The 18922-nt window shown below is 45.2% G+C and carries 16 protein-coding genes; 8 read left to right on the forward strand and 8 right to left on the reverse strand.

Annotation, left to right across the window (positions count from 1 at the left end):
* Positions 1 to 126 precede the first annotated feature (126 nt).
* The 3 genes from OCU35_RS14780 to queE all read left to right on the forward strand — a co-directional run bounded on the left by OCU35_RS14780 (position 127) and on the right by queE (position 2316).
* The gene (locus tag OCU35_RS14780; RefSeq protein ID WP_017027377.1) at positions 127 to 1131 is read left to right on the forward strand and encodes a porin; all 1005 of its coding nucleotides are present in this window, start codon (positions 127 to 129) and stop codon (positions 1129 to 1131) included.
* A 155-nt stretch (positions 1132 to 1286) separates the two neighbouring features.
* Positions 1287 to 1649, forward strand: coding sequence for a 6-carboxytetrahydropterin synthase QueD (gene queD / locus OCU35_RS14785; protein ID WP_017027376.1), 363 nt, complete (start codon positions 1287 to 1289; stop codon positions 1647 to 1649).
* Positions 1650 to 1668: 19 nt separating this feature from the next.
* On the forward strand, positions 1669 to 2316 hold the full coding sequence (queE, locus tag OCU35_RS14790; RefSeq protein ID WP_038132717.1) for a 7-carboxy-7-deazaguanine synthase QueE: 648 nt from the start codon (positions 1669 to 1671) through the stop codon (positions 2314 to 2316).
* A 709-nt stretch (positions 2317 to 3025) separates the two neighbouring features.
* Here the strand turns inward: queE and OCU35_RS14795 are convergent.
* On the reverse strand, positions 3026 to 3643 hold the full coding sequence (locus tag OCU35_RS14795) for a D-Ala-D-Ala carboxypeptidase family metallohydrolase (RefSeq protein ID WP_261826577.1): 618 nt from the start codon (positions 3641 to 3643) through the stop codon (positions 3026 to 3028).
* A 184-nt stretch (positions 3644 to 3827) separates the two neighbouring features.
* Here OCU35_RS14795 and OCU35_RS14800 point away from each other — a divergent pair, with 184 nt between their 5' ends.
* Both OCU35_RS14800 and OCU35_RS14805 read left to right on the forward strand, forming a co-directional pair.
* Positions 3828 to 4247 (forward strand): DUF1353 domain-containing protein, encoded by a 420-nt coding sequence (locus OCU35_RS14800; RefSeq protein ID WP_102376775.1) that lies wholly within the window; start codon positions 3828 to 3830, stop codon positions 4245 to 4247.
* Positions 4248 to 4609: 362 nt separating this feature from the next.
* Positions 4610 to 5986 (forward strand): alpha-amylase family protein, encoded by a 1377-nt coding sequence (locus OCU35_RS14805; protein ID WP_261826422.1) that lies wholly within the window; start codon positions 4610 to 4612, stop codon positions 5984 to 5986.
* Positions 5987 to 8296: 2310 nt separating this feature from the next.
* Here OCU35_RS14805 and rsgA read toward each other — a convergent pair.
* The 7 genes from rsgA to nhaD all read right to left on the reverse strand — a co-directional run bounded on the left by rsgA (position 8297) and on the right by nhaD (position 14684).
* Positions 8297 to 9325: a ribosome small subunit-dependent GTPase A gene (gene rsgA / locus OCU35_RS14810; protein ID WP_261826423.1), complete on the reverse strand. Its 1029-nt coding sequence runs from the start codon at positions 9323 to 9325 to the stop codon at positions 8297 to 8299.
* Positions 9326 to 9757, reverse strand: a complete 432-nt coding sequence (locus tag OCU35_RS14815; protein WP_102431009.1) for a copper chaperone PCu(A)C — start codon at positions 9755 to 9757, stop codon at positions 9326 to 9328.
* Complete coding sequence (locus OCU35_RS14820; protein ID WP_017032421.1) at positions 9754 to 10359, reverse strand: SCO family protein; 606 nt, start codon at positions 10357 to 10359, stop codon at positions 9754 to 9756. The genes OCU35_RS14815 and OCU35_RS14820 overlap by 4 nt, the downstream gene beginning before the upstream one ends.
* The gene (locus tag OCU35_RS14825) at positions 10356 to 10793 is read right to left on the reverse strand and encodes a hypothetical protein (RefSeq protein ID WP_261826424.1); all 438 of its coding nucleotides are present in this window, start codon (positions 10791 to 10793) and stop codon (positions 10356 to 10358) included. The genes OCU35_RS14820 and OCU35_RS14825 overlap by 4 nt, the downstream gene beginning before the upstream one ends.
* Complete coding sequence (locus OCU35_RS14830) at positions 10793 to 11707, reverse strand: DUF368 domain-containing protein (protein WP_261826425.1); 915 nt, start codon at positions 11705 to 11707, stop codon at positions 10793 to 10795. The genes OCU35_RS14825 and OCU35_RS14830 overlap by 1 nt, the downstream gene beginning before the upstream one ends.
* A gap of 359 nt (positions 11708 to 12066) precedes the next feature.
* Positions 12067 to 13173 (reverse strand): M20/M25/M40 family metallo-hydrolase, encoded by a 1107-nt coding sequence (locus tag OCU35_RS14835; protein WP_065210807.1) that lies wholly within the window; start codon positions 13171 to 13173, stop codon positions 12067 to 12069.
* Between the two features lie 89 nt (positions 13174 to 13262).
* The gene (nhaD, locus tag OCU35_RS14840; protein WP_017028646.1) at positions 13263 to 14684 is read right to left on the reverse strand and encodes a sodium:proton antiporter NhaD; all 1422 of its coding nucleotides are present in this window, start codon (positions 14682 to 14684) and stop codon (positions 13263 to 13265) included.
* 364 nt (positions 14685 to 15048) lie between these two features.
* Here nhaD and OCU35_RS14845 point away from each other — a divergent pair, with 364 nt between their 5' ends.
* From OCU35_RS14845 to OCU35_RS14855, 3 genes are read left to right on the forward strand one after another with little or no spacing between them, the layout of a single operon-like run.
* The gene (locus tag OCU35_RS14845; RefSeq protein WP_026026175.1) at positions 15049 to 15669 is read left to right on the forward strand and encodes an NAD(P)H-dependent oxidoreductase; all 621 of its coding nucleotides are present in this window, start codon (positions 15049 to 15051) and stop codon (positions 15667 to 15669) included.
* Complete coding sequence (locus tag OCU35_RS14850) at positions 15666 to 17594, forward strand: monovalent cation:proton antiporter-2 (CPA2) family protein (protein WP_102552116.1); 1929 nt, start codon at positions 15666 to 15668, stop codon at positions 17592 to 17594. Before OCU35_RS14845 ends, OCU35_RS14850 begins: the two co-directional genes overlap by 4 nt.
* On the forward strand, positions 17591 to 18775 hold the full coding sequence (locus OCU35_RS14855; RefSeq protein WP_065210805.1) for an MFS transporter: 1185 nt from the start codon (positions 17591 to 17593) through the stop codon (positions 18773 to 18775). The genes OCU35_RS14850 and OCU35_RS14855 overlap by 4 nt, the downstream gene beginning before the upstream one ends.
* The last annotated feature ends 147 nt before the right edge of the window (positions 18776 to 18922 follow it).

Consider the following 18922-nt stretch of genomic DNA (forward strand, 5'->3'; position numbering starts at 1 on the left):
AAGTTGCTTTGGGCAAATGAGCGAATAGCATTTTCGCCAATAATAAAGAATAAGTCGATTAAGTCGTACGACATTTACAGTGTTTTTAGCACAACTTTTATACACATAGGTAAATGGAAAGACATTATGAAAAAGACAGTATTAGCAAGTGTAATTGCGGGTATCGCATTTAGTGGACAAGCTTTTGCGGTGGAATTGTATAACAGTGAAGGCACTACCTTTTCATTCGGTGGTCATATTTCGATGGGTATTGGTAACGATGGAAATGATGACTTAGTGGTACAGTCGATTTCCCCTCGAATTAATATCAGCGGTACTCAAGACATGGGAAATGGCTTCAAGGCTGACTTCAAGGGGGAATGGGGCTTCCGTCCTTTGAAAGATACTGATGCAAATGGTGATGAAAAAGATGCGTTTTTTACTCGTTTGGGTTACATCGGTGTTTCTCATGATACCTGGGGACGAGCATCAGGCGGAACAGAGTGGTCACCATATTATTCTGTAGCTGGCATCGCAGATATGCCAATTGCATTTGCCAATGATTTTTTATACGTACAGGGTGGTGCTTTAGGTAGTTCTCGAGCGGAAAGAATAGTAGCTTATCGTAAAACATTTATGTTTGGAGAAAATTTAGATCTTAACCTAGGTGCAGGTTGGCAGGGACAAAACGGGGCCTACGGCGATCGAGGTCAACTTGCTCTGTCGTTTGATCTAGGAGCTATTAACGTAGGTTACGCATTTAGCACGGGCTCTGTTGCCGGGCAAAACGATGATGCTATGGGTAACACACTCTCCGCTAAATATGGTTCATACGGTGACGGACTATTTGTTGCAGCAGTATATGAAATGGGTAGTGACTTCCGTAATGCTCTTGGTGGTGCGGCTTATGACTCAACCAGTGTAGAAGCGATTGCGGCGTTCGCACTAGCAAATAGCCTCAACTTCTCTTTGAACTACGAGTCTCATGAAGATGATGACAGCAGTATAACTGTCATTAGTCAAATGGCACTGCAAGTTGAGTACAACTTCACTCCTGCATTTATGGGTTATGCTGGTTACCAGCTTGACTTAGGTGATGATGTATCAAGTGATGACGATCTATACGCTCTAGGTGTTCGATACTATCTATAACTCTCTTTTATAGAATACCTAATGAAGGCAGGGCGAAAGCTCTGCCTTTTCTTTTGGATGCAACTTCAGTTTTCGTTGGGGGTTTGGACTAAACTTGCTACAATCCGTGCCTTTCTCTTTTAGGTCTGTTTAGACCCAACGTACAGAAGAACACTATGACTACTGAAATCTACAAAGAGTTTATGTTTGAAGCCGCCCATAAATTACCTCACGTACCTGAGGGACATAAGTGTGGTCGTCTGCATGGACACTCATTCTTGGTTCGCCTTTACCTTAAAGGTGAAGTGGACGCTCATACGGGCTGGATTATCGACTTTAGTGATGTAAAAGAGAAGTTTAAACCAATCTACGATCGTCTTGATCATCATTACCTTAACGATATCGAAGGCCTTGAAAACCCAACCAGTGAAGTGCTGGCTAAATGGGTATTTTCGCAAACTAAGCCGTTACTGCCGCTTTTAAGCAAGGTTGAAATCAAAGAAACTTGCACTGCTGGTTGCATCTACACGGGTGAATAACGTGCTTAAAATCAATGAGATGTTTGAAACCATACAAGGAGAGGGCTTCTTTACTGGAGTGCCTTCTATCTTTATTCGTCTGCAAGGATGTCCTGTGGGCTGCGCTTGGTGTGACACCAAACAAACCTGGGATGTGAACCTAGAAGACGAAACAGATTTTAAAACGGTTTTACTAAAGAAAGGCGATGATGAGCGTTGGTGCAGCACGAGTGAATCCGCGCTGGTGGCCTATTGCCTTGAGCAATACTCGGCCAAACACGTGGTCATTACCGGCGGCGAGCCATGCCAGTATGACTTATTGCCTTTGACGAAAGAACTTGAAGCAAACGGCTACCGTTGCCAAATAGAAACCAGTGGTACTTTTGAAGTGCTGGCGACCCCAAACACTTGGGTAACGGTTTCACCAAAGATTGGCATGAAGGGCAAACTTCCTATTGAGCCAAGCGCAATGTCTCGTGCCAACGAGGTTAAGCACCCAGTAGGTAAAGAGTCAGACATTGACGACCTTAAGGCTTTGCTTGAAGTGAGCATGCTGCAAGATGGGGTAGAGGTTTTGCTACAGCCTATCAGCCAAAAACCACGAGCGACTAAGCTTTGTATTGATACGTGTATTGCTAACAATTGGCGCTTGTCGGTTCAGACGCATAAGTATTTGGATATTGCTTAACAACTTACAGCTGTCAGCTTTATCGAGGTCGTATCAGATAAAAACAAAGTCATCCCCGAGTGTTTTTCTGGGCCAGCACTCTGGTCGGGGATCTATAGGTTGAAGAGATTCCCGCTAAGAGCCCGCGGGAATGACGGTTTTATTAGCTATCAGCTTCAAGCTTTCAGCTGTCAGATAAACACAAAATCATCCTCGAGTGCTTTTCTGGGCCAGCACTCTGGTCGAGGATCTATAGGTTGAAGAGATTCCCGCTAAGAGCCCGCGGGAATGACGGTTTTATTAGCTGTCAGCTTCAAGCTTTCAGCTGTCAGATAAAAACAAAGTCATCCTCGAGTGCTTTTCTGGGCTAGCATTCTGGTCGGGGATCTATAGGTTGAAGAGATTCCCGCTAAGAGCCCCCGGGAATGACGGTTTTATTAGCTATCAGCTTCAAGCTCCAAGTTGTTCAAACGCTGTCATCCTCGAATTCTTTTATCGAGGATCTATAGGCTGAAGAAATTCCCACTAAGAGCCCGCGGGAATGACGGTTTTATTAGCTATCAGCTTCAATCTTTCAGCTGTCAGATAAAAACAAAATCATCCTCGAGTGCTTTTCTGGGCCAGCACTCTGGTCGAGGGTCTTTAGGGTGAAGAGATTCCCGCTAACGACATGCGGGAATGACGGTTTCTCTGTCTGATAGCTGAAAGCTTAAAGCTGACAGCTGGTTTTTCACCAATTCCTATACCCGCACGTATCTATATGAAAACGCACTCCCGAATATAGCCCCATTCCCATTTTATTTTCTTTACCCACAATCTTATAAATACTCCAAAGCTTTTTATGTAGCTCTTCGCGGGTAATATCGTTGATGGGTACTAAATCTAAAGCACAAAAGTTGAGATGTTGGCTCTTGGTTGCGCCACCTGAGGTTTGATTGTAATACTGCGTTCTATCGCCAGAGACAGGAACGAGTGGCCCTAGTACGGGTTCGACATGTTCTTGAATGAATTTAACCGTTCGCACCATATTGGGAACGCGTTTTTGATCAGGCACGGTAAATACAGAGGTTCCATTCATCGCCCAGTTTGTACCTTGTAGAAGAATCAAATGTAAGGGCATGGTTTTTAACGGTTCTTCGGTAATCCCTGCGTCTCGGAGTTGTTGCGCAATCTCTCCCACTCGACCTTCAGCTCTATTCATCAGCATCCATCCACGAAATGCGGCACGGGTGGGGACCTTATAGCCTTTAACTTCAATCACTAAGTCATTGTATTCAAGTTCGTTTTCTGAGTCGTATAGCTTAAGCAGATCATTTGATGATGCGGAAAAACTGATGCTTAGTAGCATTAAACAGGCAAGACGAATCATGATGGCTCTCCTTTGCATTTAGTGCTCCCAGTATAGACGCTAATGAAAAAGTTGATGAAAATCGCAATTTATCGAGCCATTTGAATTTGACCGTTTACCTATCGCTATCTATTTTCTTAACCAAGAGAGTGATTGATGTTTATTTGAACAGCGGTGAGCCACAATGTCGGAACATATTTTTTATCGAGCAGGGTATAAGTATCAGCTAGCTGAAGATTTCATTATCAAAGTGGACATTTTCCCGCAGCAGAATATAGATATGGAGTTTATTGGTCTGAGTCTAGATGGTTGGCTTACGGTGCGCTCTGGTTACGCGTGGGATGGTCCCTCCGGCCCTGTAGTGGATACCTCAAGAAATATGCGGGCATCGCTGGTTCATGATGCGCTTTACCAACTGCTGCGCTGTGAACACATACCCGCGCAGAAAAAGGACGCAGCAGATAAACTGTTTGAAAAGATATGTGTCGCTGATGGGATTGATGAATTCACAGCGCATATGTTTTATCTTGGATTAAAACTTGGGGGCAAACCTGCCACCGAACCACGTAACAAGAAGCCTACCTTAAAAGCGCCTTGGAAATAATTATGCTTTGTTGGAGCCTCCCCATATGAGATCGGGGTCAAAACACCTTAAATGTGAGTGTAATATTAAGTAACGACTCTAATCTACCTTGTCTAATAATTGTCATCTATCTGCAATATCATCATCTACCTTGTAGGCGCTATACTGACTTTTCATGCCTTAGATTAGTTATAAAGTAGATTATTATGCCAACTAAGCCCTTGCCTCAACCTTAGTTAGTCAGCATGAGATTATAGCTCCGCCCTGCTAAATCATTCATTCACCCTATGATTACTCGATTTAGGATGATTCTTGATATGGCATGCATCTTGTAGGGTATGGGTATCGGCTGAAGTAGCAGCCTAAGTTGTAAAAGGTGTTTTATGAAAAACCCCATTATTCAAGATAAAGATTCAACACTCGCCACTGATGTTATGTTGCATGCATTTGACTGGCCGTATCGAGAGATTGCTGAGAAGGCTCAGCAGATAAGCCAATTAGGCTATAAAACAGTTTTAGTTTCACCGCCAATGAAGTCGTTGAAACATGAGAAAGGTACCGCTTGGTGGCAGCGCTATCAGCCACAAGATTATCGAATTATTGACAATGAACTGGGTAATACCCTCGATTTTCAGACGATGATGACCTGCTTAAATGACTATGGTATTCGCGTGTATATTGATGTGGTGTTTAATCACATGGCTAACGAGTCGTACTTGCGCTCAGACCTGCAATACCCTAGCCAGCAAGAGCTAGAGGATTACGCGAAGGATCCTGAACACTATGAGTCTTTGAAACTGTTTGGAGACTTAAGCGAACCACTGTTTACAGAAAACGATTTCGTTGAAGCGTTTGGTATAGAGGATTGGCAGGATCAGTGGCAAGTACAGAATGGTCGCATCACTGGCGGGCCACACGATCCGGGTTTGCCTACACTGCGTGATTGTGAGCATGTAATTGAGCAGCAGCAAGCTTACCTGTTGGCTATGAAGGCGATGGGAGTGAAGGGTTTCCGCATTGACGCTGCAAAACACATCTCTATTGAGCAACTGCGTAAAGTGTGGACAAAAGAGGTCACGGAAGGCGTGCACATTTTTGGTGAGATCATTACTGATGGTGGTGCAACCAAGCAAGAGTATGAGCTTTTCCTAAAGCCGTACCTAAAGAAAACTAAGCTGGGTGCTTACGATTTCCCTTTATTTAACACGGTATTACAAGCGTTTCAGCCAAAGGGGCGTATGTCTGCGCTGATAGACCCTTATAACTTTGGTGAAGCGTTGAAGCGTCAGAGGGCCATCACCTTCGCAATTACCCACGATATTCCAAACAATGATGTGTTCCAGGGTTTGATTATGCCGGAAGAGCATGAATGGTTGGGCTATTGCTACATTCTTTGCCGTGATGGTGGTGTGCCGTTGGTCTATACCGACCTTAATACTAGTGGCATCCTTGATTGTGAGGGTAACCCGCGCTGGATGAATGCGTGGCAAGACCCACGTATGAAGACGCTTATCGAATTCCACAATTACGTCCACAGTGCGCGTATGGTGGTGTTGGAAGCGAGTGATGACCATCTGCTGTTCAGTCGTGGGGAACGAGGCTTAGTCGCCATTAACAAGGCTGATACGGTGAAATCGATCCGTATCCGCTGGGATGATCCCATGTTCGATATCGTTCAAGAGCAGGGGATCTCTCCGGTTGATGGCTATTTAGAGTTGGATATTCCTGCGAAAGGGTATTGCTGTTTGGTAGGGGAATAAGCCCTGTCATCCTGAACTTGATTCAGGATCTTAGAGAGTGGCTATGGCTGGCTTTCGCAGATTCTAAGATACTGGATAAATACTGCGTATTTTCCAGTATGACGGTGTGTTTGGGATTAGCTGGTGGTTAGTTCGAAAGGCGTCATCCTGAACTCGATTCAGGATCTTTGAGAGTGCCTATGGTTGGCTTTCGCAAATTCTAAGATACTGGATAAATACTGCGTATTTTCCAGTATGACGGTATGTTTGGGATTAGCTGGTGGTTAGTTCGAACGGCGTCATCCTGAACTCGATTCAGGATCTTAGAGAGTGCCCTGGGTAGGTTTTCGCAGGCTCCAAGATACTGGATAAATACTTTGTATTTTCCAGTATGACGGTGTGTTTGGGATTAGCTGGTTGTTAGTTCGAACGGCGTCATCCTGAACTTGATTCAGGATCTTGGAAAGTGACTATGGCTGGTTTGCGCAGACTCTAAGATACTGGATAAATACTTCGTATTTTCCAGTATGACGGTGCGTTTGAGCAAGGCTGGTTGTTAGCCGGAACGGCGTCATCCTGAACTTGATTCAGGATCTTAGAGAGTGCCCATGGCAGGTTTTCGCAGATTCCAAGATACTGGATAAATACTCTGTATTTTCCAGTATGACGGTGTGTTTGTGATTAGCTGGTGGTTAGTTCGAAAGCCGTCATCCTGAACTTGATTCAGGATCTTAGAGAGTGCCCATGGCAGGCTTTCGCAGATTCCAAGATACTGGATAAATACTGCGTATTTTCCAGTATGACGGTGTGTTTGAGGACGACTGGTGGTTAAATTCGAAAGCCGTCATCCTGAACTTGATTCAGGATCTTAGAGAGTGCCCATGGCAGGCTTTCGCAGATTCCAAGATACTGGATAAATACTTCGTATTTTCCAGTATGACGGTGTGTTTGAGCAAGGTCGGTTGTTAGTTGGAACGGCGTCATCCTGAACTTGATTCAGGATCTTAGAGAGTGCTTATGGTTGGCTTTCGCAGATTCTAAGATACTGGATAAATACTTTGTATTTTCGAGTATGACGGTGTGTTTGAGGACGACTGGTGGTTAAGTTAGAAAGGCGTCATCCTGAACTTGATTCAGGATCTTGGAGAGTGCCTATGGCTGGCTTTCGCAGGCTCCAAGATACTGGATAAATACTTTGTATTTTCCAGTATGACGGTGTGTTTGAGGACGACTGGTGGTTAAGTTCGAAAGGCGTCATCCTGAACTTGATTCAGGATCTTGGAGAGTGCCCAGGGCTGGCTTTCGCAGATTCTAAGATACTGGATAAATACTGCGTATTTTCCAGTATGACGGTGTGTTTGAGGTCGACTGGTGGTTAAGTTCGAAAGCTGTCATCCTGAACTTGATTCAGGATCTTAGAGAGTGGCTATGGCTGGCTTTCGCAGATTCTAAGATACTGGATAAATACTCTGTATTTTCCAGTATGACGGTGTGTTTGGGATTAGCTAGTGGTTAGTTCGAAAGGCGTCATCCTGAACTTGATTCAGGATCTTAGAGAGTGCCCAGGGCTGGCTTTCGCAGATTCTAAGATACTGGATAAATACTTTGTATTTTCCAGTATGACGGTGCGTTTGAGGTCGACTGGCGGTTAAGTTTGAAAGGCGTCATCCTGAACTCGATTCAGGATCTTGGAGAGTGCCCATGGCAGGTTTTCGCAGATTCTAAGATACTGGATAAATACTTTGTATTTTCCAGTATGACGGTGCGTTTGAGGACGACTGGTGGTTGGTTCGAAAGCCGTCATCCTGAACTTGATTCAGGATCTTAGAGAGTGCCCTAGGTTGGTTTTCACAGACTCCAAGATACTGGATAAATACTGCGTATTTTCCAGTATGACGGTGTGTTTGGGATTAGCTAGTGGTTAGTTCGAAAGGCGTCATCCTGAACTTGATTCAGGATCTTAGAGAGTGCCCAGGGCTGGCTTTCGCAGATTCTAAGATACTGGATAAATACTGCGTATTTTCCAGTATGACGGTGTGTTTGGGATTAGCTGGTGGTTAGTTCGAACGACGTCATCCTGAACTTGATTCAGGACCTTAGAGAGTGCCCTAGGTTGGTTTTCACAGACTCCAAGATACTGGATAAATACTTTGTATTTTCCAGTATGACGATGTGTTTGGGATTAGCTGGTGGTTAGTTCGAATGGCGTCATCCTGAACTTGATTCAGGATCTTGGAGAGTGCTCATGGCAGGTTTCCGTAGACTCTAAGCTACTGGATAAATACTGCGTATTTTCCAGTATGACGCACCTATCATGTCGATCAGTGCTGTCTACTTATTCTTCCTTGCTCGGCTCTCGTTCTGCACTGAGCGATACATCTTACCCAATTGCTTATCATGAGAGCGCAGTTCTGCGAGAGATGCGCTATTACGGGCTTGCTCTCTTTGCAGTTTTAGGTAGTTGTTCAAACGGCGGTCGTCTAACTCACCTGACTGTAGAGCCTTTTGAATCGCACAACCTGGTTCGTTTTGGTGTGAGCAATCTGAGAAGCGGCACTGTGAGGCTATCTCTTCGACATCAGAGAAGGTCTCACTTATTCCTTGCGCCACGTTTGCCAGCTGCAGCTCACGCATTCCAGGAGTGTCTAAGAGTACGCCACCACTCGGCATTGGATGGATGGTACGTCCTGTGGTGGTGTGGCGGCCTTTGCTGTCATCTTCGCGAATGGAGCCTGTTTTCTGCGCTTCCGTTTGCAATAAAGTGTTCACGAGAGTGGACTTACCAACCCCAGAAGAACCAAGGAAGGCGACGGTTTTTCCTGTTTTACACCACGCAGTCAGTGACTGAACGCTATCAAAGTCTAGTGCATTAACGGCTTCTATCATTAGCATAGGGTCTAGAGATTGAACCTGTTGCTTTAGAGCCTCTGCATCCTCACACAGGTCGGCTTTGGTTAATACGATCACCGCCTCAACCTGCGCTTCATTGGTTAACGCGAGATAGCGCTCAACGCGGCTGAGGTTAAAGTCATCGTTCAAAGACATTACGATAAATACAGTGTCTATATTTGCCGCTATGTACTGCTCTGCAACCTTAGAACCGGCAGCCTTTCTCGAAAATACAGAGCTTCTTTCTAAACGTCTCTGAAACTGCTGTTCATGATCGAGTAGCGCCCAATCTCCAACGGTCATGGATGGCAGAGACTCATGCATTGGCAGTGACACTTCACCTTTCTCTGTAATGAGCTGATAGCCAGAGCGATGGTGAGCAGAGATGCGAGCAACAACGGAATCTTCATAATCTTCAAGAGTCAGTTGTTGCTGAAAGAAGGGTTGCCAACCGAGGTTTTGAAGGTTCATTTAGTGCATCATCATTTTTTTGACAGGTACTGATAGGTTTAGCATACGACCTGTATCAAAAGTAAGCGTAAGAGGAATCACCATGCCTTCTTTTAATGGCTCTTTGATGCCAAATAGCATGATATGTAGACCATGTGGCTTAAGCTCAGTATCACTTTTTCCTGGAAGGTCTATCTTGTCTAGTTTGCGCATTTTCATCACGCCATCTTGCATGACATGGGTATGTAGCTCGGTGACTTCTGCGATAGGTGTTTTTGCCGACAGTAGTGCGCGGTCTTCCGCTACAGGGTTGTTTATGGTCAAGAAGATTGCACTGGTGGTTGAAGTTGGCGGTGTTTCCTTAGCGTAGGCACCTGAAACGGTTGCAATATTGTTGGCATACGCAAAAGGGGAAAGTAGCACTAGGATGAAAGTAAGAAGGCGAGTTTTCATGGTTGCATCTCCATTGTGATGTCATTAATAGCTTTAACTAGTGGTGCTGGAGTAAGAGTGTGTTGCACCTTGGTCATTTCCGTACCATCAGGTGCGAGAAAGTAAAAGTATGAGCTATGGTCAACGGTATATTCAAGAGCCGAATCTTCAAGTGTCGTTTTTATGTAGATAACGCCGTATTTTTTTGCCAAAGCTTCTAGTGTTTCAGGATCGGCTCGGTAGCCTTCGAAGTTCTCATGAAAGTATTGCGCGTATTGATGGACATCATCGCCAGAGTCTCGGTCGGGATCTAAGGTGACTAAGATAGGACGTATCTTAGTCAGCGCTTCTTCGGGGACTTGGTGTAATGCAGCGCTGAGCATTGCAAGAGAAGTAGGGCAGACATCTGGACAGCGAGTGAAGCCAAAATAGACCACATTGATACGCGGATCGTCTGGATTAAATAACGGCTTTTGCTCTCCATTAGCTCCTGTCACTAAGGGGTGCTCTGCTCGTTCGCTTTGTTGGTGGACTTGCTTTTGGTCTTGGGCATCTAAATATGATTTAACCCCGAAACCTAAAGCAACTGCGACAATCATGGTGAGTGTCCAGCTTTTACTCATCTTTGCATCCTTACTGAGATGGGAAGTGTTCCGTTTGAAGATTGGATGGAACCGATCCATGTCATAGCATCGCTATGGCAAACTGGCAGTAATAAAGAACCAGAAAACGTGTTATTACCTTGATTGCTGAGTACAAACTTTGCCACACCCATGGACATTTCCTTGCCCTCGAGTTCTATCCATAGTTGCTCATCGTTATTATCTGGCCAGGTTACCTCAATAGAGGTGGGCTGCATCGGTGAAACAACGTCTTGTTCTAGCACTATGCTTGCATCATTTATGGTGCAGACTGTGGTGGATAGTTGGCAATATTCAATATCAGATTTCAGTTCTTTATTGGCTAGAGATATCTGAACCGTTTGATAGATATCTTTAGCAAAAAAGCCTAGCGCCAAAGCAAGTATGAAAGCTAGGCCTTTGAAAATGTTGTTCATTATTTGTCTTCGGCAAATTTCTCTAATGCCAATACTAGACCAATTGCGACCAACATCATTACCACTGCTAACGCAGTTTGTGATGGTGTACGCGTAATCGATTCAAAATTGTGAGGCATGAGGTTTTCTTGCAGTAGTGGTACTTGCTCTCCGCTGGAATTAGTGCGCCATGTAAGCGTCTCTTTCCAAGGCCAAATCTTTGGCAGAGTGCCCACCATTAAGCCCACTAAGAACATTAATGTAATGTCTCGAAAGCGCTTTAGTAGCCAAGACAACACGTGAGAAAAGCTTAATAGGCCGATCAAGCACCCGGTCATGAATAACAGAAGGAAAGAGATATCTAACCCCTTCACAGCGCCGATAACAGGGGTATACATACCAATCAATAGCAGAATGAAGCTTCCTGAAATGCCCGGCAAGATCATGGCGCAGATAGCAATAGCGCCCGACAACACAATATTGATCAAAGTAGGTTCAAGATTTAGAGGATTAAGTACTGTGATGGCAAAGGCAAAGGCGATACCTAAGGCAAAGCCTATCCATTTACTCAGTTCAAAAGATTTTATCTGGCGCATAATATGCCAAACAGACACTAAGATAAGACCGAAGAAAAATGACCATAGTGGAACAGGGTGTGTGACCAATAGCCAAGATATCAGTTTGGCTAGTGTGAGTATGCTGGTGAAAATCCCTGCAAATAGAGAGACTAAAAACAAGCCGTTGATATGATCGAACGCTCCCTTGATGCCTTTTGAGCGCAGCACGCCAATAAGAGAAGGGTTAACGCGGCGAATACTCTCCAACAAGGTATCGTAGATGCCAGTGATAAACGCGATGGTACCGCCAGAAACACCAGGTACAACATCGGCCGCACCCATAGCCATTCCCTTGAGGAAATTGGTGAAGTAATTCATAAAGTTAGTTTTTGAAGCCAAGTCCATTAATGTTTGTCATTGTAAGGGAAATGGCGGGGAGGGGGAATAGGAGAAAGCTGTCAGCTTTAAGCTATCAGCGGTCAGAAAATTTTTTCATCGTCATGGTCGGGCATCTGTTTCTTTAAAAGGTCCCCGATAAAACCCTTCGGGGACGACGATCTTCTAGCGGTCAGCTTTAAGCTATCAGCCGTCAGAAGATTTTTTCATCGTCATGGTCGAATATCTGTTTCTATAAAAGATCCCCCCGATAAAACCCGCGGGAATGACGATTATTAGTTGCACGAACCACTTATAGCTGACGGCTTGCGGCTGACAGCTATAAGTTAGATTTTATCGCGTTATTTCGCTAAGTAACTCATCAAGAACTGAGAAATCTTACGCATATCTTCGATAGCGATGTACTCTTCAGTGGTGTGTACTTTAGCCATACCTGTCGACAGGTTAACGATTGTTAGGCCTTTCTCGGCAAAGATGTTGGCATCACTACCGCCACCTGTAGAGGTTACGATTGGCTCGATGTCTAGCTGTGTGAATACGTCTTTTACCGTTTGGATGTGAGGGTGTGATTCAGGGATCTGGAACGGGTTGTATGCGCGAGTTGAAACGATATCTACTTCGGCGCCATGTTTGGTCGCAGCCGCTTCGAAGGTTTCAACCATATGAGCCACTTGCTTAGCTAGTTTCTCTTCATCAAGAGAACGTGCTTCTGCTTCGATGTATAGGCTTGGCATTACGATGTTGGTCGCTTGGCCACCTTTCACAACACCGATATTGGCTGTGGTTTCTTCATCGATACGAGACAGGTTCATGTTTGCGATGGCATCAGAGGCAACAGTCAGGGCATTGATGCCTTGCTCTGGCGCTAGACCGGCGTGAGCAGGCTTACCTGTGATGTTTACCTTAAGGTTTTGCTGACCCGGAGCTACGGCGATGATGGTGCCGATAGGGCCGCCTGAGTCTAAAACAATGCCCATTTCAGATTCGATCTTGCTGCAGTCGAATTGCTTAGAGCCGTGCAGACCACCTTCTTCAAATACAGTGAACGCGATCTCGATGGTCTTGTGTTCAACGTTGTTTTCTTGAAGGGTTTTGATTGCTTCGATGATTGCGGCAATGCCAGACTTGTCGTCACCACCAAGAATAGTGTCACCTGCAGAGCTAATGATGCCGTCTTTGATTACAGGCTCAATGCCGTTGCCCGGCGTTACCGTATCCATGTGACAGCTTAGTACGATGCTACCGTCTAGTTTGCCTGGTAATTTGGCGTAAATGTTGAAGCCATTTGACAGCGTTTCAGGGACTGCTAAGCGCTCTACGTCAAAGCCAAGTTGCTGAAGCTGAGATTCGATTTCAATGGCGACTTCTTTTTCGTTGCCTGATTCGCTGTCAATTTTTACCAGTTGTAGGAAGTTATCTACTAAACGATTTTGATCTACTTGTGTCATGGAATTACTTCTTTATCTATTCATGAAGCGGATAGTTACACATATTGCGTGCTACACGCCCTTGACGCAGATCAATTTTGCGTCCGATTTCAGAATAGATGACCATTAACCCATAGGTGAGTGGCGATACTTGCAGCATAACCAAGGGCAATGATCGGCATCCATTTTAGGTGACCAAAGAAGGTATATTTACCATGGGCGGCACCCATTAATGCAACGCCTGCCGCAGAGCCTATAGACAACAAACTGCCTCCCACACCTGCGGTTAGGGTAACTAACAACCAGTTGCCCATGGATAGCTCCGGCTGCATGGTCAAAATGGCAAACATAACGGGAATGTTATCGACAATTGCGGACAGTATTCCAACCATGACGTTCGCCCAAATAGGATCCCACTGGGTGTACATGATTTCAGACACTAACCCTAGATAGCCAAGCAAACTTAAACCGCCCACACACATTACGACGCCATAGAAAAACAGTAGGGTGTCCCACTCGGCATGAGAAACTCGTCTAAATACATCAAATGGAACCACAGAGCCAAGACGCTTTAGAGCTGCTTTATCGTGATGTGCTTCTGCTTCTGCTCGCTTTTTAGCAAGAGAGCGCGGCAGTGTCTTGCGCAGGTAGAAACCAAAGAATTGTAGGTACGCCAGTCCCATCATCATGCCAATAACTGGAGGGAAGTGCAGTAAACCGTGGAAAGCAACGGCTGTTGCAATAGTTAAGATGAATAAGGCGACGATGCGTTTGGCACCACGCTTTAACTCAACATACTCATGTACGGCATCTGGACTCGTTTTTGGTACAAAGAATGACATGATCACAGCTGGCACTATGTAGTTGACCACAGAAGGAGCAAATAGAGTCAGGAACTGCATAAATTCAACGTGACCCGCCTGCCACACCATTAGGGTTGTAATATCACCAAAGGGACTGAACGCGCCACCTGCGTTTGCTGCAATGACAATATTGACACAGGCTATGTTGATAAACTTGTAGTTGGTTCCACCGACTTTCATCACCACGGCGCACATCAATAATGCGGTAGTCAGGTTATCGGCGATAGGTGAAATAAAGAATGAAAGGATACCCGTTATCCAGAATAGGGAACGCAGGTTGAAGCCCTTACCTACCATCCAAGCTTGAAGGGCATCAAACAGGCGACGCTCTTCCATGGCACTGATGTAAGTCATGGCAACCAGCAAGAATAGAAGTAGCTCTGAGTATTCTAGTAGGTTGTGATCGAGTGCGGATTTAGCCACATCCATCTGCCCTAAGCGCTGAAAGGTAAATCCGATCAAAATCCAGATAAGCCCTGCAGCAAGCAATACAGGTTTAGATTTTCTCAGCTTTAGGACTTCTTCGCCCATTACGAGGCAATAGGCCAACGCAAAGATAACAAGAGCGGCATACCCAACACCTGATTGGGTTAAGTCGGGCATAGCATGACTAGTGGAAGAAAAGGCAAAAGGGGAGACTAAAAGAGAAATTAGCGCCACGCACAACATAGACGAGAAAGACTTCACTGCGACTCCTTGCAGATGATTAGTTAACTTAAACAGTATTCCTTGTTGATTGACTAGACTTAACTGACTGTTAAACAAAGCCAAGTAACAAAGATAACCAGACCCACCTAGCCTAAACCTGAAATGAAAACAATAGCTTGAATTAGATCACCCTTTAGCAAGGCAGATGAAATAACTTTGTTAATTTGAAGAGTGGTTTGAGTTGCGTAAATGCGGTTAGGGAAGTGGTTTTTGTTTGTTCGAGTCACTTGTGAAACCGATGTTTTACTATTAGTTTTAACAGGCTAACTGCAAGAAATTTAAAGGATTACTAATGAGTGAACAAACGAGCGGTCAAGACTCCCCATTGACTAGCAAAAGGGTATTGTTGTTATTTGCCCATCCTTCTCAGTCTCGTTCAGAGGTGAATATTGCGTTATATAAGGCTGCAAAAAAGGTTCCGGGTATCACCTGCGTTGACCTCTACAGCGAGTACCCTAAATACGACATTGATATAGAGCGGGAACAGCAGCGTTTGTTGGACCATGACGTCATCATTTTTCAGTTTCCTTTGTACTGGTACTCCACACCTTCAATCCTCAAAGAGTGGCAAGATTTAGTCCTTGAATATGGCTTTGCCTACGGTCATGAAGGGACTGCGATACAAGGTAAGCATTTTTTCTGCGCTATTACAGCAGGGGGCAAGGAAGATGCCTACCAAACGGATGGCTACAACCATTACACCATTCGAGAGTTGCTGCACCCGATAGAGCAAACCGCAGCGTTAACGGGCATGCACTATTGGGCTCCGTTTGTTTTATTCGGTTCGCGAACGGCGCTAGAAGAAGGCAGGGTTAAAGAACATGTCAAAAGCTGGAAGCAATTGCTGGAGGCGTTAGTAGAGGGGCGAGTGGATGAGAACCTCGCAACGTCTTTACCTCAAATTAGCGGCAACTTAGAAGCCGTGATTAAAGGAGCGCAGTCATGACAGGTTACTTTTTACAGGCGTTTATCTATCTGATTGCAGCCGTTATTGCCGTTCCTATCGCTAAGCGTCTAGGGTTAGGTTCAGTACTAGGGTACTTAATTGCCGGGGTCGTTATTGGCCCAATTGCTGGGCTTGTCGGTGAAGAAACTACCACCATTCAGCACTTTGCTGAATTTGGCGTGGTGATGATGTTGTTCCTAGTGGGTTTGGAGCTTGAACCTAAGATGCTTTGGAATATGCGAAATCGCCTAATGGGGTTGGGAGGCATTCAAGTCTTCGGAACCGCAGGCATAGTGATGGGTATTGCCCTAGTCCTTGGCATGCAGTGGCAAATAGCCTTAGCCATCGGCCTTATTTTCTCTCTTTCTTCTACTGCTATTGTTTTGCAGACCTTTAATGAGAAGGGACTTACCAAGACTGAAGGCGGTCAAAATGCCTTTTCCGTGCTGTTATTCCAAGATATCGCCGTTATCCCGATGCTGGCCTTTATCCCTCTACTTGCTTTACCCGAACTCGTAGAACTGGCTCAGACAGCGGTCGGTGAGAATGCAGACCACCACCCAGAGCTAAGCTTGGTCGCAGGACTACCGGGTTGGGCTTATGGCTTGGTCATCACTGCGTCCATAGCCATCGTTGTAGTCGGTGGCCATTTTGCCAGTCGTCCATTGTTTCGGTTTGTGGCCGCTTCTGGGCTTCGCGAAATTTTTACCGCTACGGCTTTGATGCTAGTGATTGGTATTGCCGCGTTGATGGGGTTAGTGGGGCTTTCTCCTGCGCTAGGTACCTTCCTTGCGGGCGTTGTATTAGCTAACAGTGAATTTAGACATGAATTAGAGTCCAACATCGAGCCGTTCAAGGGCTTGTTGCTTGGACTGTTCTTTATCACTGTGGGTGCTGGCATCGACTTTACGGTTTTGTTCAGTGATTTCTTTGTCATTATTGGTCTGACTCTGGGACTCATGCTTCTCAAGGGCCTTGTACTTTGGGCGCTGGCCATTGCTTTCAAAATCAAAGGGGTTAATCGCTGGCTGTTCGCCTTAAGCTTGGCACAAGCGGGTGAGTTTGGATTCGTGCTGCTTAGCTTTACTATGCAAAACAATGTGCTACCAAACGATATTGCGACAACCTTGTCGTTGGTGGTTGCGCTCTCAATGTTCCTGACCCCAGCTCTGTTTATTTTTTACGATAAGGTCATTCTTCCTAAGTATGAGAAAGCGAGCAATCAAGATGAAGAAGATGACGTTATTGACGAGCAGGGCACAGTTATTATTGCAGGTGTTGGTCGATTTGGTCAGATAGTCAATCGCTTGCTCGTAAACAATGGCGTTGAAACCGTTGTGCTTGATCACCAAGCTACGCAAGTGGCTAACTTAAGAAAAGTCGGCATCAAAACCTACTTTGGTGATGCCACCAAGCCAGACTTATTACATACCGCTGGTATTGAGCATGCCAAAGCGCTGGTGGTGGCGATCGACAATGAAGAGGCGTCCCTTGAATTGGTCAAGTACGTGAGACACACCTATCCGCATGTGAAGGTAATTGCGCGCGCATTTGACCGTGGGCATTCTTATCAACTTCGTCAAGCGGGTGCGAGTCATATCGAAAGTGAAACCTTCCATTCTGCATTAGAAGTAGGAACGGTGGCGCTTCGTTGTATGGGATTCCATCCCTTCCAAATCGAACAGCAACGTAATTCCTATATCAAGGTAGAGAGGGAAAGCTCAGATAATTTGTATCATGCTTGGCTAGATGATGCCGAAGGGGAGCGTTACGATAACAACTTCATCAAACTTTTTGTTGAGTTGGAAGATAAAATACGTGACGCTATGGGCTCAGATCGCAGTGATAACCATACTCGTTCTGAACGAGGGTGGACACCGCCACCAAAAGGATATGCAGATAAATTTGAGGACTCGTCAGAGTGACACAGCATAAATCGTGGCAAACACCACAAAACTTCTTAATCCTGATTTCAATTGTGGTGCCAGTCGCTTTTTCAAGCTGGATGGCACTACTGAATAACTTTGTTATTGAGCGTGCTAACTTTGATGGTGCAGATATTGGTTTACTGCAAAGCGTTCGTGAGATCCCTGGGTTCTTAGCGTTTACTGTGGTGTTTGTGCTTTTGTTTATTAGAGAACAAAAGTTCATGTTGGTGTCGCTGTTTATGCTGAGTTTAGGCACGTTTCTAACGGGCTTCTTCCCCAGTGTCACTGGCTTGTTGTTGACGACTTTATTGATGTCGACAGGATTCCACTACTTTGAAACTTTAAAACAATCCCTCTCGCTACAATGGCTATCTAAGGATGAAGCGCCAGAGATGCTTGGCAAGATGATCTCCATTGGTGCGCTTGCCTCGCTTATCACCTATGGCGCTTTGTGGATTATGCTAGAGGTGATAAAGCTCGATTACATAGTAGTGTATGCCATAACGGGCGGGGCTGCTTTAGTGCTAGTGGCATTGATGACCATTGGCTTTCCGCAGTTTAAAACAGATACCGTCCAGAACAAGAAACTCGTATTAAGAAAGCGCTACTGGCTTTACTACGCTCTTACCTTCATGAGCGGTGCCCGCAGGCAGATATTCACCGTGTTTGCAGGGTTCTTGATGGTTGAGAAATTTGGCTATTCAGCCGCTGATGTGACTTTGCTGTTTTTGATCAACTATTTGTTCAACTTCCTATTTGCCAAGAAAATTGGTCGTTTTATTGGTGTCGTGGGAGAACGCAAGGCGTTGGTATTCGAGTACGTTGGTTTAATAGGCGTATTCTTGGGTTATGCCTTTGTTCAATCCGCGGAATGGGCGGCCGCACTCTATGTTATCGATCATTTGTTCTTTGCTCTGGCTTTAGCTATAAAAACCTATTTTCAAAAAATTGCAGATCCAGCAGATATGGCCTCTACCGCTGGCGTTAGCTTTACCATCAACCATATCGCCGCTGTAGTCATCCCTGTGACCTTTGGTGTGATTTGGTTAACTTCCCCTGCGCTAGTGTTTGTGATTGGCGCGGTAATGGCTGCTGTATCTCTAATTCTATCTTTGAATATCCCAGCGAGGCCGACTGAAGGGAATGAAGTTAGGTTATTTAGCTGGGGTAGGGTGTAGTAGCTATCCTTTATTGCTGACAATGCGCGCGCAGTAAGTAGATGGGTCTTGCTTGGAAAAGCGTAACACAAACTGTCATCCTAGAATTTACGCAGTAAATATCTAGGATCTTAGTGCGCACAATGCGTATTTGGGCAGACTCTAAAA

This window comes from Vibrio breoganii (genome assembly GCF_024346795.1).
In the GTDB taxonomy this organism is placed as follows: Bacteria; Pseudomonadota; Gammaproteobacteria; order Enterobacterales; family Vibrionaceae; genus Vibrio; species Vibrio breoganii.

Bases quoted from the DNA above. Each gene is read 5' to 3' on its own strand.
- OCU35_RS14780 (WP_017027377.1), top strand. From the start codon at position 127: ATGAAAAAGACAGTATTAGCAAGTGTAATTGCGGGTATCGCATTTAGT.
- queD (WP_017027376.1), top strand. From the start codon at position 1,287: ATGACTACTGAAATCTACAAAGAGTTTATGTTTGAAGCCGCCCATAAA.
- queE (WP_038132717.1), top strand. From the start codon at position 1,669: ATGTTTGAAACCATACAAGGAGAGGGCTTCTTTACTGGAGTGCCTTCT.
- OCU35_RS14795 (WP_261826577.1), bottom strand. From the start codon at position 3,643: ATGCTACTAAGCATCAGTTTTTCCGCATCATCAAATGATCTGCTTAAG.
- OCU35_RS14800 (WP_102376775.1), top strand. From the start codon at position 3,828: ATGTCGGAACATATTTTTTATCGAGCAGGGTATAAGTATCAGCTAGCT.
- OCU35_RS14805 (WP_261826422.1), top strand. From the start codon at position 4,610: ATGAAAAACCCCATTATTCAAGATAAAGATTCAACACTCGCCACTGAT.
- rsgA (WP_261826423.1), bottom strand. From the start codon at position 9,325: ATGAACCTTCAAAACCTCGGTTGGCAACCCTTCTTTCAGCAACAACTG.
- OCU35_RS14815 (WP_102431009.1), bottom strand. From the start codon at position 9,757: ATGAAAACTCGCCTTCTTACTTTCATCCTAGTGCTACTTTCCCCTTTT.
- OCU35_RS14820 (WP_017032421.1), bottom strand. From the start codon at position 10,359: ATGAGTAAAAGCTGGACACTCACCATGATTGTCGCAGTTGCTTTAGGT.
- OCU35_RS14825 (WP_261826424.1), bottom strand. From the start codon at position 10,793: ATGAACAACATTTTCAAAGGCCTAGCTTTCATACTTGCTTTGGCGCTA.
- OCU35_RS14830 (WP_261826425.1), bottom strand. From the start codon at position 11,707: ATGAATTACTTCACCAATTTCCTCAAGGGAATGGCTATGGGTGCGGCC.
- OCU35_RS14835 (WP_065210807.1), bottom strand. From the start codon at position 13,173: ATGACACAAGTAGATCAAAATCGTTTAGTAGATAACTTCCTACAACTG.
- nhaD (WP_017028646.1), bottom strand. From the start codon at position 14,684: ATGTTGTGCGTGGCGCTAATTTCTCTTTTAGTCTCCCCTTTTGCCTTT.
- OCU35_RS14850 (WP_102552116.1), top strand. From the start codon at position 15,666: ATGACAGGTTACTTTTTACAGGCGTTTATCTATCTGATTGCAGCCGTT.